Source organism: Pseudomonadota bacterium, from assembly GCA_039815145.1.
Lineage (GTDB): Bacteria > Pseudomonadota > Gammaproteobacteria > Steroidobacterales > JBCBZW01 > JBCBZW01.
Map to the genome: position 1 here is coordinate 1 of JBCBZW010000005.1, position 16,486 is coordinate 16,486.

Consider the following 16,486-nt stretch of genomic DNA (forward strand, 5'->3'; position numbering starts at 1 on the left):
ACGGGCCTCGCCTTCGCCCTCGACACCTGTCGCCTCATCACCAGCGCCGAGGAGGTGGATGACGCCATCATCGACCTCGGCTTCGACGATGGCTTCCGCGGCATCCACGCCGAGAGCGCGCAGGTGCATTGGGACATCCCGCTCGCGTTGAACGGGCGCGAACTGCCGGGCCTGTACCTCGATCTCGACGACGTCGCCATCGGCAACAAGGGCGTGTCCACCACCGCCACCCTGAGCTGGCCGGTCACCCATGACGGCCACGCCTTCGACCTCGACCAAACGGATTTGTACGGCGAGCTGTTCGGCTGGGCCTGTGCCATCGATACGGCCGAGGTGGTGATCGAGCGCAACGTGCCGATCGGCACGGCGGTGAACGCCTACCTCGCCGCGGTCCCGCTGCAGCAGATCTTTCGCATCGAGCTCGGCTTCCGAGTGGGCGAAGGAGATCAGTACGACTTTCACCTGAACCTCGCCCAGGCGAGCGACGACCCCGTCGTCGTTCCCCTCGGCCGTGACGACTTCCACCTCGCCTTCAGCAACCTCAGCCTCGCCGGTGAGTTCGATTCGGAAGGCGACTTCAGCCTCGTGGGCAGCGCAGCCATCGACCTCGACCTGCCCGGCCTGAGCTTCTCGAGCGAAGCCATCAGCATCGCCTACGACCACGAGTCGGGCCTCGACTCCCTGCGCATCGACCTCACGGATCTCGAACTCGAGGGCTACGGCGACCTCGACTCGGCCCAGCTGATCCTCGTGCTCGGCGAGGGTGAGGATGGCGAGTCAGCGCTGCTCCTGTTCGAGCTCATCGCCGATCTGTCCTGGGCGAAGGTGAGCGAGCGCATCGCCCTGGCCGACGCGCCACCGCTGCTGCCCCTGCCGCCGGATGATGGCGAGGTCGCCCTTCGCGCGTATTGGATCGAGGATCAGCTCAAGCTGTCGATACGCGCCGCCTTGGACGACGTCGATGCTCTCTGGCCCTTCGTGCCCGCCGGCCTTCGCCCTGCCGTGCCGGAGGCGGCCATCGATATCGCCCTGGAGGTGGTGGACGATGACTTCGAGGGCGAGCTTGGCATAGAGCTCACCCTCCTCCTGCCGGATCTCGCCGCCGCCCCCGCGCTGCAAGCCGTGGGCTTGGGCGAGGTGGTCGACCTGAGCACGGGCGACGCCACGGGCCTCGTGCAGCTGCGCTTCAGCGCCGCCCTGGACAGCAGCGACGAGCACGGCGCCACCACCGGCTCGCTCTCGGCCACGGTGACGGACCTCGTGACCGTCGGCCTGCAATTGCCCGGCATGACCTTCGATGAACCCCCGGTGCAGCTCGCCCTGGAGGAGGTGGCGATCGAGCTGGATGCCGACGGCGAGTCGGTCACCGGCGTCATCCGCCTCGAGGGTAGCTTCCTCCTGCAACCGATACTGCCGGCCGCCGCCACCGCGGCCGTGCCGCCGCCCATGGCCGTGCAACTCGATCGCCTACTCGCCATCGCCCGCGAGGTGGATCTCACGGGGAGCGCCAGCCTGACCCTTGGCATCAGTGAGGACAACGCCTGGTTCGAGGCCCAGTGCACCTTTGACGACGCGAGCCTCGAGGTGGACCTCTTCGACATGCTCGCCAACCTCTCGGGAACCAATAAGCTCCTCGGCGAGGCGGGCGGGGAGAACGAGATCGACCTCGATATCGACGTCGCCATCGCCCTCGAGCAGATCCGCTTGAGCATTGGCAGTGCGGACGCCGCGCAGGGCGACGACGGGAACTTCCCCTTCGCCTTCGGCATCACCACGGGGCTCGCCTTCGCCGGCCAGAACGTCGACCTCGAGTTCGAGCTGACCGACGAACACCTGAGCTTCGGCCTGGACCTGCTGCGTATCCCCATCGCCATCCCCAAGCTACCGCTCTCGCGCGAAGATCTGGATCAGCTGCGCGACGGCAGCGGGCAATGGGACTATCAAGGCCGTTGGGTAGGCGACATCGAACCCGATCTCGACGCGCTGATCACCGAGCGCGAGGGGCAGCTCGCGGACGTGTTGGCGATTCTCGATGACACGCCACTGAGCGAGGAGTGGGAGCGCTTCGAACTGGAGTTCCGCGCCCTCCCCGCCATCCAGAAGGCGCTGGTGGACGCGCTGGGGCGTAAGTTCCTCTACCAGGCCGTGCTGGCCGTGCATCAGATGCTCGGCGCGGTGGGCGTCGAGGGCAGTCAACAGACCTACCAGGGCTTCGTCGAGCGGTATCAGGATGCCGTGGACGCCGTGTTCGGCTCCCTCCACGCCGACACGAACCTGGTCTTCGAGATCCGCGACGTCGAGTTCCTGCTGCCCTTCAACGATCCGGCCGACATTCGCGTGGCCGGCGGCGCGGCGATAACCGGCTTCGCGCCCGATGATCCCCTCGCGCCCCTCGGCGACCTCGTCTTCACCCTGGGGCTCTCGGCCGACGCGATCTTCTTCTCCGTGGAGGGCGGACTGGCGCCGATCCCCCTGCCGGATTTCGGCCGCTACCCGGGCTCGGCGATCATCCTCGACCGCTTCCTGATCGGCTACGGCTACAGCAAGAACAGCCTCAAGATCGACGTCGCCGGTGAGCTGGAACTCTCCAAGCAACTGATCGACGATGCCGACACGTCGGCCACCCACGGGGCGGGCATCCGCCTGCCCGAGGACAGCAAGCTCAAGTTCAAGCTCGACCTGATCCCCATCGTGCTCGGCGAAGTCGACTTCCTCCTGCCCCTGGTCGCCTTCGACATCGACCTGCGCAGCGATCGCCCCCTGCCCGCACCGCTCCAGGACGGACGTTGCCGGCCGGTCTGGGACGGCCTGCAGGTGAACGTGCCGGGCGTGCTGCGCGCGGGCTTCAAGCGCTACGCCATGTCGCCCTTCTTCGGTCCCCTGCCGGCGCCGAACCAGCGCGCAGCGTTCGACCTCGAACTCGGTGACGAGGAACTCGGCCTGCGCCACGTAAGCGACGATTACCAGGTGATCACGCCGGTGCTCGGCAAGCTGGTGATTCCCTTCCTCGCCGACGCCACACCGTTTATGGACCGCCACTGCCTGAGCGTGCGCGTGGCCGGCTTCGAGCTGTCCTACGACGTGGTCCGTCCCTTCCCCAACCCGAGCCCGCTGCTGTTCTTTGAACTCTTAGGCTTCCTCTCGGACCCGACCGTGCCCATCGATCCCGAGGGCCACATCGCCTCGCTCATGTACGCGGAGCTGCTGCACGGGCGCATCGCCGTGCCGCCGGCGGTGCTGAACTTCTTCCCGGGCGCGGAGGCGATCATCGGCCAGGACCTGCAGGCACGGATCGACGTGACCACGGTGATCGCTCTCGGTCAGCAATTGCGTTCACTGGTGGAGCAGCTACAGGCGCGTATCGTCGACGCCGGTGACAGCGTGGTGGACTGGGCCGAGTCGCTCGCTGCCACGCCCCTCGAGATCGACCCCGTGGAGCTCCTGGCGCACTTGCCCGCGTCCGTGCGCACCGTACACGCGGAGGGGCGGTTCCTGAGCTTCGAGGCGAGCGCGTGGTTCTTCTTGGCGCTCCCTGGCGAACTCACCAACGCGATCGACGCACCCGAGCCCCCGGGCGAGCGCTCTTGGCGAGTGGTGCACCGTACGGACTTCGACGAGACCGCCCTGCCCGATTGGAAGCGCTACAACCATGGGCTCAAGCGCGGCACGGGTAGCTGGCGCGTGCGCGGCGGACAGCTCGTGCAGTCGAACAACGTGGGCGACAACTCCTACGCACGCTACGGCAGCATGATCGTGTACGAGGCCGACGCGGTGGCCGACGTGCGCCTGGAGGTGAGCGCCTCCTCCACGGACAACGACGGCCTCGGCGTCGTGTTCCACTTCCAGGGTGAACGCACCTTCTACCGCTTCCGCATGACCGAAGAGCAACGCGAGTGGCGCCTCGACAAGGTGGTGGACGGTGACATCACGATCCTCCACCAGAGCACCTCCTCCTTCGTGCAGGAGCGCCCCTACGAGATCCGCGTCGAGGCCGTGAGCCGCGGCGGGGAGAGCGCGGGACTCGAAAGACGTCTGAGCGATGACCCCCGCCGCACCAGCCGCCAGCCGCCCGCAGCCATCGCGATCGAAGACCTCGTCGACGCCCGCGAAGCGGGACAGCGCGCCATCACCCAGATCCGCGTGTGGGTGGATGACGCCCTGTGGTGCGAGGTCGATGACGGCGATGAGCCCCTCACCTACGGTTTCGCAGGCCTCGACAGCTGGTGGAACACGGGGGCACGCTTCGATCGCTTCGCGCTCTACGAGGGCGAGCACGTCGACTTCCCCCTCGCCCGCGAGAGTGACCTCGACGCACAGGCGCTGGCGACCTTGCGGCGAACGCTGACGCCCGCTGACGGCGGCCTGCCGCAAGTCCTTGCCGCCTATTCGGCGGACGACCTGCTGGCAGCGCTCACCGATGCGCCCGAGGTGGCCGTGATGGTGGCGGCGCGGGTGCGCGTGTTCGCCAGCCATCAGGCGGAGATGGTCGGCTGGTTCGCCAGCGATGGCCATTTCCACCTAACGAGTTCCCTCGCCCTGGAACTGCTCGCACTCGAGGTCGCCGGGCTTACCGTGCCCCTGCCCCTGGATCTGCGCGGCAGGATCACCCTGGCAGGTCGCAGTGCGGGCGCGGACTCGCACGTCGTGCTCACGGCGCAGGGCGTTGCGGACTGGCAGGTACTGCCCCGCGAGGACGGCGCCGGTGCCCTCGCCCGGCTCACCCTGGGCCGTAAGGACGAAGCGGTGACCTTGCGCATGGCATCCGATCGCGAGTTCGAACTCACCGGCCCCGGCGCCCTGCACCTGTTCGATGGCCAGGTACAAATGGACGGCCGCGCGCAGATCAGTCACGCACAGGCCCTCATCGAGGGCACGCTCGCCATGGACGCCCTGCCCCAAGCCGATGGCACCCCCTTGTTCGGCCTGCGCGCCGAGGCTGTGGGCAGGCTCGGCCCCGGCCCACAACTGCTCCTGCGCGGCGAGGGCGAACTGCTGCTCCTCGGTCGCACCCTGGTGGCCAGTGAGATCACAGCGACCGAGCGGTCGATCGACCTACGCGCTGCGCTAGGCGAGAGCGGTGCCCTGCGGCGCTGGGACTTCGGCGGGTTGGTCTTCAGTCGCATGCGCCTGGCCCTCGCCGGTCAGGTGAGCCTCCCCGCAGACGAGCATGCGGCCCTCACCCTCACCGGCGAAGGCGGTTTCCGCGTCCACGGGATCACCTTCGACGGTGCGTGCCGTATCGAAGCCAAGGCCTACGAATGGTTGCTCGCCGCCAGCGGGCGCGTGCACTGGCTGGGACGGAACTGGATCGGTGGAGGCCTGGCGCTGAGCCACGAGGGGGTGCAGGTGAGCGGTCGGGCCGACTTCGGTCTGCAACTCACGCCCACGCATCTGCCGGCCGGCATCGAGATCCTCGGTCTCCAGCTGCGGGTCAGGGTCAGCGGCAGCCTGACGCTCAACACGGCCGGGCAGCTGGTCGCCTGGCGCGTCGATCTCGACTGGCAACTCGCCGCGCGCCTGCCGGGTCAGAGTGCAAAGCAGGCCATGGCCCTCGCCACCCAACAGTTCTCCGCCGAGGGCTCTCACGCGGGCGGCGAGGGGCTAGTGGAGCTTGCGGAGTTGTTCTCCCTGAACGGACTGACGTTGTTCGATCTCGGCGACTACACCCTGCCCATCCCGGTCCTCGATGACAGCAACGGCACCCCGATCTACGTGCACGACTCGCTCACGGTGGACGTGGACGGCGACGACGGCCTCAGCGCCACCTTCGTCACCCCGTTCCCGCCCGACGAGGATGCGGAACCCATCGACAGCGGCTTCCTGCCCATCCCCTTCTACGAAGCGGAATCGAGCATCGATCTCCCGGCGCTGACCCTACCGGTGCCCACCCTGTCCAGCGAGCCCCCGAGCGGCGCGGCCGGCGATCCCCTGGTCGAGGTGCCCGCCTTGAGCGAGGGGTCGGTGTCCCTGCCAAAGATCGAGCTTGCGAACACGGCGCTCACCCTGCGCCTGGCATGGCGCGACGGCACCTTGGGCGTGGTGGTGGGGGAGACGGACGTGTTCCGTGCCTTCAGGGCCGATGCCGCGCTAGACGCGATCTTCGGCCAGGGCCTCGACTAGCAGCCAGGGCCTTGATCTCGCGCCAGCTGAGCCCAAAGCGCTGCAGGTACTTGCGCAGGCGATCGGCATCGTTAGTCGTGCGCCGCGCCTGGCGCGAGGCGCCGAAGAGCGTGCGACCGGCGGCACTCAGGGTCTCGCTGCGCCGGCAGACGTCGATCACGCCGCTGAGCTGAAGGCGATCGAACAGATCGAGCTCGCGCACGGTTTGGGGCGAGAGCAAGTCTTCCAACAACGCCTGATCCACCTGTGGTCCCTCGGGCTCGACGCCTCGCCAGGCGCGCCGCAGACGGTCCAACTCCTGGGCGACGAGGTCCTCATTGATACGGCGATCCCCCGCCAGCGTCGCCATGCGGGTGATCGATGCGCCGAGGTCGCGGAAGTTGCCCACCCAATGGGCTTGCTCACTGGTGGCGAAGCGCAGGTAGCGCGCCAGGGCCTCCTTGTTGAAGGCCGCCTTGGTGCCGGTGAGCGAGGAGACGCGGCGCAGTTCGTACTCCACGTTGGCCTCGATGTCCTCCCGGCGCTCTCGCAATCCGGGCAGCTCGAAGGTCCATAGATCCAGGCGCGCCAGGAGATCCTCGCGGAAGCTGCCCTCGCGAGCCGCTTTGCGCAGGTCGCGGTTGGTGCCGGCGATGAGCTGGAAGTCGCTGCTCACCTCGCGGTCCGCGCCGACGGGGAAGAAGCGGCGATCCTCGACGGCGCGCAGGATCATCGCCTGCTCATCGAGGCCGAGTTCCCCGATCTCATCGAGGAACAGGAGCCCGCCGTCCGCGGCGCGCAGCAACCCGGCGCGTTCGGCGACCGCGCCCGTAAACGCTCCCTTGCGATGACCGAACAGAGCCGACATCGCGTTGTCGCCACGCAAGGTGGCGCAATTGACCTCGACGAAGGGCCCGGCGATCAGGTGGCGTTGGTGCTTGAGCTCGTAGATTCGTCGCGCCAGCTGCGACTTGCCTGCGCCCGTCGGCCCCAACAGCAGCACCGGGGCGGTGGAGCGGATCACCACCTGCTCGATCTGCTCGATCATGGCGTTGAAGGCCGCGTTGCGGGTGACGATGCCTGACTTCAGAAAGCTCGTGCCCTCCTGCCGTTCCTCGGCGAAGCGGCTTGCGATCTGGTCGTAGCGGGATAGGTCGAGGTCGATGATGTGGTACGCACCCGAGACCTCTCCGTCCCGGCGCGGTGGGGGCGATGTCTGAATCAACTTCCCCGGTAGGTAGCGGGCTTCCGTAAGGAGGAACCAACAGATCTGCGCCACGTGCGTACCGGTGGTGAGGTGCGCCAGGTAGCGCTCGGCGTCCGTGTCGAAGGGGTACTGGCGGGTGAAGTCCAGGAGCTTGCCGTACACCTCTTCGAAGTCCCAGGGATCCTGAAACTCCAGCACCTGCAGGCGCACCTCGGTTTCCGGCGACACGGCGGCGATATCGTCGCGAAGTTGCTCGGCGAGCGCCGTGTAGCGAACGCCGTGAAGGAGCTCCAGGCGATCGACCAGCAGGTCCTCCTGCTGGCAGAGGCCTACGTTGGGACGCCAGCGATTCCAGCGATCGGCCTTGCGTCCGATATCGAGCTGGGTGCCGAGCAAGCTAATGACGGTGGTTTGCATATAGCGAGAATTCTAAATTTTCGCTCAGAGAATACAAATAGAAGCCCAAGCTGCAATTTGACCTTCACTGCACTAGAGTTCGAAAATCATTCGAGAACAGTAAGTTAAGGGTCAGCTCTCCTCTCGCCATCAGAGTTGGCCCAGGATTCGCAACACCTCTCCCGAGGCGCGAGCCTCATCACCGGTCAGGAAAAAGTCCCCGGGTGGGAATGGGCCCATCCGGGGCGCCGGAAGCAAGACCGCAGGCGCCCAGCCAAACGACGAGGATGGCGCCGGAGCGAGCGAGAGGAGAGAGAAAATGATGGACGAGACACGACACATTGAAGTCATGGTCAACGCTGACTCAGCCCCGGTGAAGATGTGGACCCGAGGCGTACCCGTGGAGGACGCTGCACGCGAGCAGCTCGCCAACACGGCGCGTATGCCCTTCATCTTCCGCCACCTGGCGGTCATGCCGGACGTGCACCTCGGGCGAGGCTCGACCGTCGGCTCGGTCATCCCGACCAAGGGCGCCATCATTCCCGCTGCCGTTGGCGTGGACATCGGCTGCGGCATGATGGCTGTGAGCACCAGCATGTTCGCTGAGGACCTGCCGGACTCCCTGCGCGAGCTGCGCACGGCGATCGAAGCGGCCGTCCCCCACGGGCGTACCGCGGGCCGCGGCCGTCGCGACAAGGGCTCCTGGGAGACCCCGCCGAAGGGCGTCGATGGCCTGTGGGCAACGCTCGCGGACGAGTTCGACACGATCACGGGTAAGCACCCGAAGATCGCCAAGTCGAACAACCGCAAGCACCTCGGCACGCTCGGCACGGGCAACCACTTCATCGAGGTGTGCCTGGATGAGGATGACCGCGTGTGGTTCATGCTGCACTCGGGTTCGCGTGGGGTGGGCAACCGCATCGGTACCTACTTCATCGAACTCGCCAAGCAGGACATGCGCCGCTGGCTGGTGAACCTGCCGGATCAGGACCTCGCGTACTTCCCGGAGGGCACGGAGCACTTCGACGATTACGTGGAGGCCGTCGAGTGGGCGCAGCGCTTTGCGGCTACCAACCGAACGGCGATGATGACCCGAACCCTGGACGCGGCTCGCAAGGCCCTCGGCATCGACTTCCAGGCGCACGCCGAGGCGGTCAACTGCCACCACAACTACGTGGCCCGGGAGCACCACTTCGGTGAGAACATCCTGGTCACCCGCAAGGGGGCGGTACGTGCCGCTGAGGGTGTTCTCGGGATCATCCCGGGCTCGATGGGGGCGAAGTCCTTCATCGTGCGTGGTCTTGGCAACGCCGAGAGCTTCTGCTCCTGCAGCCATGGCGCGGGTCGGGTGATGTCGCGTACGGCGGCGAAGAAGCTGGTGAGCATGGAAGAGCACCAGCGAGCGGTCGCTCACGTCGAGTGTCGTCGCGATGCCGGCGTACTGGACGAGACCCCGGCCGCCTACAAGCCGATCGACGCCGTCATGGACGCCCAGCGCGACCTGGTGGAGATCGTCCACACGCTGCGCCAGGTGGTGTGCGTGAAGGGTTAGGGAAAACGATGGGCGGCGTCCGCGAGCGCGGGCGCCGCCAAAACTCAAGGAAGTCGACATGACGATCACGATCGACGGCGCCATGGGTGAGGGCGGCGGACAGGTGCTACGCACGGCCCTGTCGCTCGCGGCGATCACCGGCCAGGCGGTGCAGGTGGACAACATTCGCGCCGGTCGGCGCCGCCCCGGCTTGATGCGCCAGCACCTGACAGCGCTGCTCGCCCTGTGCGACATCACAGATGCCCAGGTGGATGGCGCCGAGGTGGGCAGTCAGCGCATCCGCTTCCAGCCGGGCGCGATCCGCGCCGGCGACTACGCCTTCAGTGTCGGGACGGCAGGCAGCACCGGCCTGGTGCTGCAAACCGTACTACCTGTGCTCCTGCACAGCACCGCCCCATCCACAGTGCGGGTGAGCGGAGGCACGCACAACCCGGCGGCACCGCCCTTCGAATTCCTCGACCGATCCTACCTGCCGGCGTTGCGTTCGCTCGGCTACTCGCTCGATGCATCGCTCCTGCGCCATGGGTTCTACCCGGCTGGCGGCGGTTCGGTCGAGGTGCGCGTAGGCGGCCGGACCGATGTCGGCACACGGGAATTCGTGCGCGAGACGCGGGGTGAGGAGCTGGGTCGCTACCTGGACTGCCTGGTGGCCAATCTCGCCTCGTCGATCGGCGAGCGCGAACTCAATGTCGCAGGCAAAGCCCTGGATGTCCCCACACAGGCACGGCAGCTGCAACGGGCCGACTCCGATGGCCCTGGCAACCTGCTGTACGCACGCCTGGAATACCAGGACCTAACGGTGATGTTCGCATCCTTCGGCGAGCGCAGTGTGTCAGCGGAGCAGGTGGCGAATCGCCTCACCAAACGCGTACGAGCGTTCACACGCAGCGCCGCCGCCGTCGACCACTACCTCGCGGACCAGCTGCTGCTGCCGATGGCCCTCGCCCAGGGCGGTTGCTTTTCGACCCTGCGCCCGAGCCGCCATGCGCTAACCAACGCCCAGGTGATCGAGCGATTCCTGGGTGGCGCTATCGGCTTCGAGGACGCCGGTGAGTCGTGCGTATGTACGGTGAAGCGCGGCTGAGCAGAGGACGCTCGGCCGCGCTGCGGTGCGCGTAGAGGTCCGCTCGGCTCAGCGCGCCTTGCGCTTCGGCAGGTAGAGGTCGGTGATCGTGCCCTCGAACACCTCCGCCGCCATCGCCACCGTCTCCGACAGCGTGGGATGGGGATGGATGGTGAGGCCGATGTCCGCCGCATCACAACCGAGCTCGATCGCAAGGCCCGCTTCGGCGATGAGATCGCCCGCGTTCGGGCCGACGATCCCGGCCCCCAGCAAGCGCCCGCTCGCCTTGTCGAACAGCAGCTTGGTGAATCCCTCGCTGCGGTTGATGGCGAGCGATCGGCCGCTCGCGGCCCACGGGAAGTTGCCCTTGCCGTAGTCCACGCCCTCGTCCTTCAGCTGCTGCTCGGTCTTGCCGACCCAAGCCACCTCAGGATCTGTGTAGGCGACGGAGGGGATCACCCGTGCGTCGAAGAAGGACTTCTCACCTGCGGCCACCTCGGCCGCCACCTTCGCCTCGTGGGTCGCCTTGTGCGCCAGCATCGGCTGACCGACGATGTCGCCGATGGCGAAGATATGGGACACGTTGGTGCGCATCTGACGATCGACGCTGATGAAGCCGCGCTCGTCCACGGCCACCCCGGCCGCCTCCGCGTTGATCAGCGCCCCGTTGGGCTTGCGGCCCACGGCGACCAACACCCGGCCGTACACCTGCGGCTCGGGCGCACCCTCGCCGTCGAAGGTCACCTCAAGGCCCGCGTCCGTGCCCTCCACGGCCACCACCTTGGTGCCGAGCATGATCGCCTCGTAGCGGCTGCCCATGAGCTTGGCCAGCGGGCGGACCAGGTCGGGATCGGCGCCCGGCATGAGGCCATCGGTAAGCTCGACGATGCTCACCTTGACGCCGAGGGCGTCGTAGACGCTCGCAAGCTCCATGCCGATGATGCCGCCGCCGATGACGAGCATGCGCTCGGGCAGCTCGTCGAGCTCGAGGGCGTCGGTGGAATCCATCACGCGCGGATCGTCGTGATCGATGAAGGGCAAACGCACAGGTTCGCTACCGGCGGCGATGATGCACTGCTTGAACTCGACGCGGGTGGTACCGCCCTCGCCTTCCACCTCCAGGGCGTTGGGTGAGGCGAAGCGCCCGTAGCCGTGCACCACGCGCACACCGCGCTTGTTGGCCATCTGGTCGAGGCCGCCCGTGAGGCGACGCACGATACCGTTCTTCCAACTGCGCAGGCGATCCGTGTCGATCTCGGGGTCGGCGAAGCGCACGCCGAACTCCGCCATGGAATGGGCCTCCTCGATCACCTTGGCTGCATGCAGCAAGGCCTTCGAGGGAATACAGCCCACGTTGAGGCACACCCCGCCGAGATAGGGATCGCGCTCGATGAGCACGACGTCCTGGCCGAGGTCCGCGGCGCGGAAGGCCGCGGTGTAGCCGCCCGGCCCGGAGCCGAGCACGACGAGATCTGCTTGCACCGTGGTCGGCTCGCTCATCCGCGTAGGTCCTCCGGCAGCAGGCCCTGCACTTCCTTCAGGATTTCACCTAAGCGCACCGTAAAGCGTACGGCAGCCGCGCCGTCGATCACCCGGTGGTCATAGGACAGGGAGAACGGAAGCATCAGGCGAGGCTGGAAGGCCTCGCCATCCCACACGGGCGCCATGGCCGAGCGTGAGACGCCGAGGATGGCGACCTCAGGCGCATTGATGATCGGCGTGAAGGCCGTGCCGCCGATACCGCCCAGGCTCGAGATCGTGAAGACGCCACCTTGCATCTGATCGCCCTTCAGCTTGCCCTCGCGGGCGAGACCGGCGAGCGAGCCGAGCTCGCGCGCAATGTCGAACAGATCGCGCTTGTCAGCGTCCTTGATCACGGGCACGACGAGGCCGTTCGGCGTGTCCGCGGCAAAGCCGATGTGCGTGTAACCCTTCATGACCAGGGCATCACCGTCGAGGGACGCCTTGAACACCGGGAACTCATCGAGGGCGAGGGCGCACGCGCGCACCAGGAAGGCCAACGGGGTGAGCTTGGCCTCACGCTCCGCGGCCACGGGCTTCAGGCGCTTGCGCGTTGCCTCCATGTCCGTGATGTCCGCTTCGTCGAACTGCGTGACGTGGGGCAAGTTGATCCAGCTCGCGTGCAAGCGCGGGCCGGAGATCTTCTGAATCCGCGTGAGCGGCTGGCGCTCGATCTCGCCAAACTTGGCGAAGTCGACCTTGGGCACCTTCGCCAGAGCCTGCCCTGCTGCCGCGGGGGCAGCGCCGGTCACGATGGACTTGACGAATCCCTTGACGTCATCGGCCGTGATACGCCCTTTTAGTCCGCTGCCTTTGACGCGACCCAGATCCACGCCGAGCTCGCGAGCGAAGCGACGCACGGAGGGGCCGGCGTGGGCCCGGGCGAACGTGCCCTCGTCCACAGGCGGCAAAGAAGCGGCGCGCGCAGGTGCCGGCGCAGCTGGCTTCGGCGGGGCCGCAGCCGGGGCCGCCGCGGGCGCAGCAGGCGCCGCCGCGGGCGCTGAGCTTGCCGATCCCACCGCATCGAGGTGGATGATCAGATCGCCTTCGGACACTCGGTCGCCCACGCCCACGTGCAGGGCGGCGACGCGTCCGGCGGACGGCGCCGGCACGTCCATGGCGGCTTTGTCCGTCTCCAAGGTGATCAGGGACGCCTCGGCTTCCACCTCGTCGCCGGGCTTCACCAGGACCTCGATGACCTCCACATCGTTGAAATCACCCATGTCCGGGACGCGCACCTCGACGCCGGGCACGACCACGGGCTCGCTACTCGGGGCCGGGGCGGCGGCGGCGGCGGCGGTGGCCGCAGGCAGGCTTCCTTCGCGGGGCGCCGCCGCGGCGGCACCGTCCGCGTAGGTGATGACGATATCGCCCTCGGAGACCTTGTCGCCGGTCTTTACGTGCACCTCGGCGACGACGCCGGCGCGTGGGGCCGGCACGTCCATGGCGGCCTTGTCCGTCTCAAGCGTCAGCAGGGGTTGCTCGGCATCGACCTTGTCGCCGGCACTCACCAGCACGTCGATGACGTCGACCTGGTTGAAGTCGCCGATATCCGGCACGTGCACCGCTTCGCCGCCGCCTGACGCCTCGACAGCCTGAGCTGGGGCCGGAGCGGGCGCGCTCGATGGCGCGGCGGCCGCGGGCGGCGAGGTCGAGGCCGCAGGGGCGGCGGAGGCACCCTCGGCGAAGGTCACCACCAGGCTCCCTTCGGAGACCTTGTCGCCGGTCTTCACGTGCACCTCAGCCACCACGCCGGCGCGCGGCGCGGGGACGTCCATGGCGGCCTTGTCGGTCTCGAGCGTAACCAGCGGTTGCTCCGCATCCACCGTGTCGCCAGGGTTCACCAGCACGTCGATCACGTCGACGTCGTTGAAGTCTCCGATGTCCGGCACGCGGACTTCACGATCCTCAGTTGTCACGTCAGCCCCCTCGCGTCAGGACAGCCACGGCGCTGGCCGGTTGGGATCGATCTCGAAGCGCTCGATAGCCCGCGAGACGAGCCAGCGCTGCATGCGCCCCTCGTCGGCGAGGGCCTTCAAGGCGGCGAGGGCGATGTAGCGACGATCCACCTCGAAGAAATCGCGCAACTTGGCGCGACCGTCGCTGCGACCGAAGCCATCCGTGCCCAGGCACACGTAGCGCCCCGGCACCCACTCACGGATCTGATCGGCGAAGGACGCCATGTAGTCCGTGGCGGCGATGAAGGGGCCACTGCGCTCGGCGAAGCATGCTTCCACGTGGCCGCGCTGCGGTGTGGTCTCGGGACGCATACGGTTGTTGCGCGCAACGGCCAGCCCCTCGCGGCGCAGCTCCGTAAAGCTCGGCACGGACCACACGTCTGCGGCGACCCCGAACTCACCCAGTAGCTCAGCGGCCGCGATCACCTCGCGCAGGATCGTACCGCAGCCGAGCAACTGCACACGCAGTTCTCCCTGCTGGCCTTCCTGCAAGAGGTACATGCCCTTGACGATGTCCTCCTCGGCGCCCGCCGGCATGGCCGGGTGCTGGTAGTTCTCGTTCATGCAGGTGAGGTAATAGAAAACGTTCTCGTCCTCCGTGATCATCCGGCGCAAGCCGTCCTTCACGATCACCGCCAGCTCGTAGCTGTAGGTGGGATCGTAGGAGACGCAATTCGGCACGGTGGCGGAGAGCAGGTGGCTGTGGCCGTCCTGGTGCTGCAGACCCTCGCCCGCAAGCGTCGTGCGGCCCGCCGTGCAGCCGACGAGGAAGCCCCGGGACTGCATGTCGCCCGCGGCCCAGATGAAGTCGCCGACACGCTGGAAGCCGAACATCGAGTAGAAGAGGTAGAAGGGGATCATCTGGATGCCGTGGTTGGCGTAGGCCGTGGCCGCCGCGATCCACGAGCAGACCGAGCCACCCTCGTTGATGCCCTCCTCCAGGATCTGTCCCTTCTTGTCCTCGCGGTAGTACATGAGCTGATCCGCGTCCTGCGGACGGTACAGCTGACCGACGCTCGAGTAGATCCCGAACTGGCGGAACATGCCCTCCATGCCGAAGGTGCGCGCCTCATCGGGCACGATCGGCAGAATCCGCTGCCCCACCTCCTTGTCGCGCATCAGCTGGGTGAGCATGCGCACCAGGGTCATGGTGGTGGAGACCTCGCGATCGCCCGAGCCTTTGAGCTGCGCGTCGAAGGGATCAGGGGCCGGCGCCTTGAGCGTCGGCAGCGAGATCGTGCGCTGGGGCAGAGAACCGCCCAGCACCTTGCGCCGCTGCATCAGGTAGCGGTGTTCGCGACTGTCCTCCGGCGGGCGGCAGAAGGGCAGCTTGTTGATTTCGTCATCGGCCACGGGGATGTCGAAGCGATCGCGGAAGTGGCGCAGCGCCTCCTCGTCCAGCTTCTTCTGCTGGTGGGTGGTGTTCTGCCCCTCACCGGCCGCGCCCATGCCGAAGCCCTTCACGGTCTTGGCCAGGATCACCGTGGGCGCCCCCTGCATGCGCGAGGCCGCGGCGTAAGCCGCGTGCACCTTGAGCTGATCGTGGCCGCCGCGATTCAGGCGCCAAATGTCCTCATCGGACATATTGGCCACCATGGCCTCGAGCTCGGGGTACTTGCCGAAGAAGTGCTTGCGCACGAAGTCGCCGCCGTTGGCCTTGAAGGCCTGGTACTCGCCGTCGACCGCCTCCTCCATGCGCTGGCGCAGGAGGCCCTCGGTGTCGCGCGCGAGCAGCGGATCCCAGCGCGAGCCCCACAGCACCTTGATGACGTTCCAACCGGCGCCGCCGAAGCTCGCTTCCAGCTCCTGGATGATCTTGCCGTTGCCGCGCACGGGGCCGTCCAGGCGCTGCAGGTTGCAGTTGATGACGAACACAAGGTTATCCAGGCGTTCGCGCACCGGCAGGGTGATGGCGCCGAGGGACTCGGGCTCGTCCATCTCGCCGTCGCCGAGGAAGCACCAGATCTTGCGATCCGACGGCGGCACCAGGCCGCGGTCCTGCAGGTAGCGCGTGAAGCGCGCCTGGTAGATGGCCATCATCGGGCCGAGGCCCATGGAGACCGTCGGGAACTGCCAGAAGTCCGGCATCAGGTAGGGGTGCGGGTAGGAGCTCAAGCCCCCGCCGCCCACTTCCTGGCGGAACAGGCGCAGCTGATCTGCGCTCAGGCGCCCCTCGAGGAACGCGCGAGCGTAGATGCCGGGCGCCGAATGCCCCTGGACGAAGATCATGTCGCCCGGGTGGCTCTCGCTCGGCGCGCGCCAGAAGTGGTTGAAGCCCACCTCGTACAGCACGGCGCTGGAGGCGTAGGTGGCGATGTGGCCGCCGAGCTCACTGTTGGCCCGGTTGGCCTGCACAACGGTCGCCATCGCGTTCCAGCGGATGTAGGCGAGGATGCGCTTCTCGACCGCGAGGTCCCCGGGATAGGGGTCCTGCTGGCCGACTGAAATCGTATTCAGGTAAGCCGTGTTGGGGCTGTAGGGGAGGTATCCGCCCGAGCGCCGTGTGTGATCGATGAGCCGATCGAGCAGGTAATGCGCCCGCTCCGGACCGTGCACCTTGAGGACGGAGTCAATGGACTCCAGCCACTCCCGTGTTTCCGCTGGATCGAGGTCCTGCGACGTATGGTGTTCCGACATACGCTCCCCGCAATAATCGGATACTGAAAGCTGTGAGATCCGGCCAATGCTTC

The 16,486-nt window shown here is 67.3% G+C and carries 7 protein-coding genes; 3 read left to right on the forward strand and 4 right to left on the reverse strand.

Going from position 1 to position 16,486, the window contains the following annotated elements:
• Window positions 1-6,120 (forward strand): hypothetical protein (locus AAF184_02735; GenBank protein MEO0421223.1); only part of this gene is annotated, 6,120 nt, incomplete at its 5' end.
• Here the strand turns inward: AAF184_02735 and rtcR are convergent.
• Window positions 6,071-7,723 carry an RNA repair transcriptional activator RtcR gene (gene rtcR, locus AAF184_02740; GenBank protein ID MEO0421224.1) on the reverse strand — a complete coding sequence of 551 codons (1,653 nt, stop codon included), beginning with the start codon at window positions 7,721-7,723 and terminating at the stop codon, window positions 6,071-6,073. The two genes, AAF184_02735 and rtcR, sit on opposite strands and share 50 nt — an antisense overlap.
• 301 nt (window positions 7,724-8,024) lie before the next feature.
• Between rtcR and AAF184_02745 the strand changes: the two genes are divergently transcribed.
• Together AAF184_02745 and rtcA are read left to right on the forward strand one after the other, a co-directional pair.
• Window positions 8,025-9,254: an RtcB family protein gene (locus tag AAF184_02745; GenBank protein ID MEO0421225.1), complete on the forward strand. Its 1,230-nt coding sequence runs from the start codon at window positions 8,025-8,027 to the stop codon at window positions 9,252-9,254.
• A 58-nt stretch (window positions 9,255-9,312) separates the two neighbouring features.
• Complete coding sequence (gene rtcA, locus AAF184_02750) at window positions 9,313-10,338, forward strand: RNA 3'-terminal phosphate cyclase (GenBank protein MEO0421226.1); 1,026 nt, start codon at window positions 9,313-9,315, stop codon at window positions 10,336-10,338.
• A 48-nt stretch (window positions 10,339-10,386) separates the two neighbouring features.
• On the opposite strand, the gene lpdA is transcribed toward rtcA, so the two are convergent.
• Genes lpdA through aceE form a run of 3 tightly spaced genes read right to left on the reverse strand, consistent with a single transcriptional unit; the run spans window position 10,387 to window position 16,433 of the window.
• Window positions 10,387-11,817: a dihydrolipoyl dehydrogenase gene (gene lpdA / locus AAF184_02755; GenBank protein MEO0421227.1), complete on the reverse strand. Its 1,431-nt coding sequence runs from the start codon at window positions 11,815-11,817 to the stop codon at window positions 10,387-10,389.
• A complete protein-coding gene (gene aceF / locus AAF184_02760) occupies window positions 11,814-13,757 on the reverse strand; it encodes a dihydrolipoyllysine-residue acetyltransferase (GenBank protein ID MEO0421228.1) in 1,944 nt (647 codons plus the stop codon). The genes lpdA and aceF overlap by 4 nt, the downstream gene beginning before the upstream one ends.
• A 15-nt stretch (window positions 13,758-13,772) precedes the next feature.
• The gene (gene aceE / locus AAF184_02765) at window positions 13,773-16,433 is read right to left on the reverse strand and encodes a pyruvate dehydrogenase (acetyl-transferring), homodimeric type (protein ID MEO0421229.1); all 2,661 of its coding nucleotides are present in this window, start codon (window positions 16,431-16,433) and stop codon (window positions 13,773-13,775) included.
• Between the last annotated feature and the right edge of the window lie 53 nt (window positions 16,434-16,486).

What these genes read in the sequence shown, in the direction of transcription:
- rtcR (MEO0421224.1), bottom strand. Translation starts at nt 7,723, where the DNA reads ATGCAAACCACCGTCATTAGCTTGCTCGGCACCCAGCTCGATATCGGA.
- AAF184_02745 (MEO0421225.1), top strand. Translation starts at nt 8,025, where the DNA reads ATGGACGAGACACGACACATTGAAGTCATGGTCAACGCTGACTCAGCC.
- rtcA (MEO0421226.1), top strand. Translation starts at nt 9,313, where the DNA reads ATGACGATCACGATCGACGGCGCCATGGGTGAGGGCGGCGGACAGGTG.
- lpdA (MEO0421227.1), bottom strand. Translation starts at nt 11,817, where the DNA reads ATGAGCGAGCCGACCACGGTGCAAGCAGATCTCGTCGTGCTCGGCTCC.
- aceE (MEO0421229.1), bottom strand. Translation starts at nt 16,433, where the DNA reads ATGTCGGAACACCATACGTCGCAGGACCTCGATCCAGCGGAAACACGG.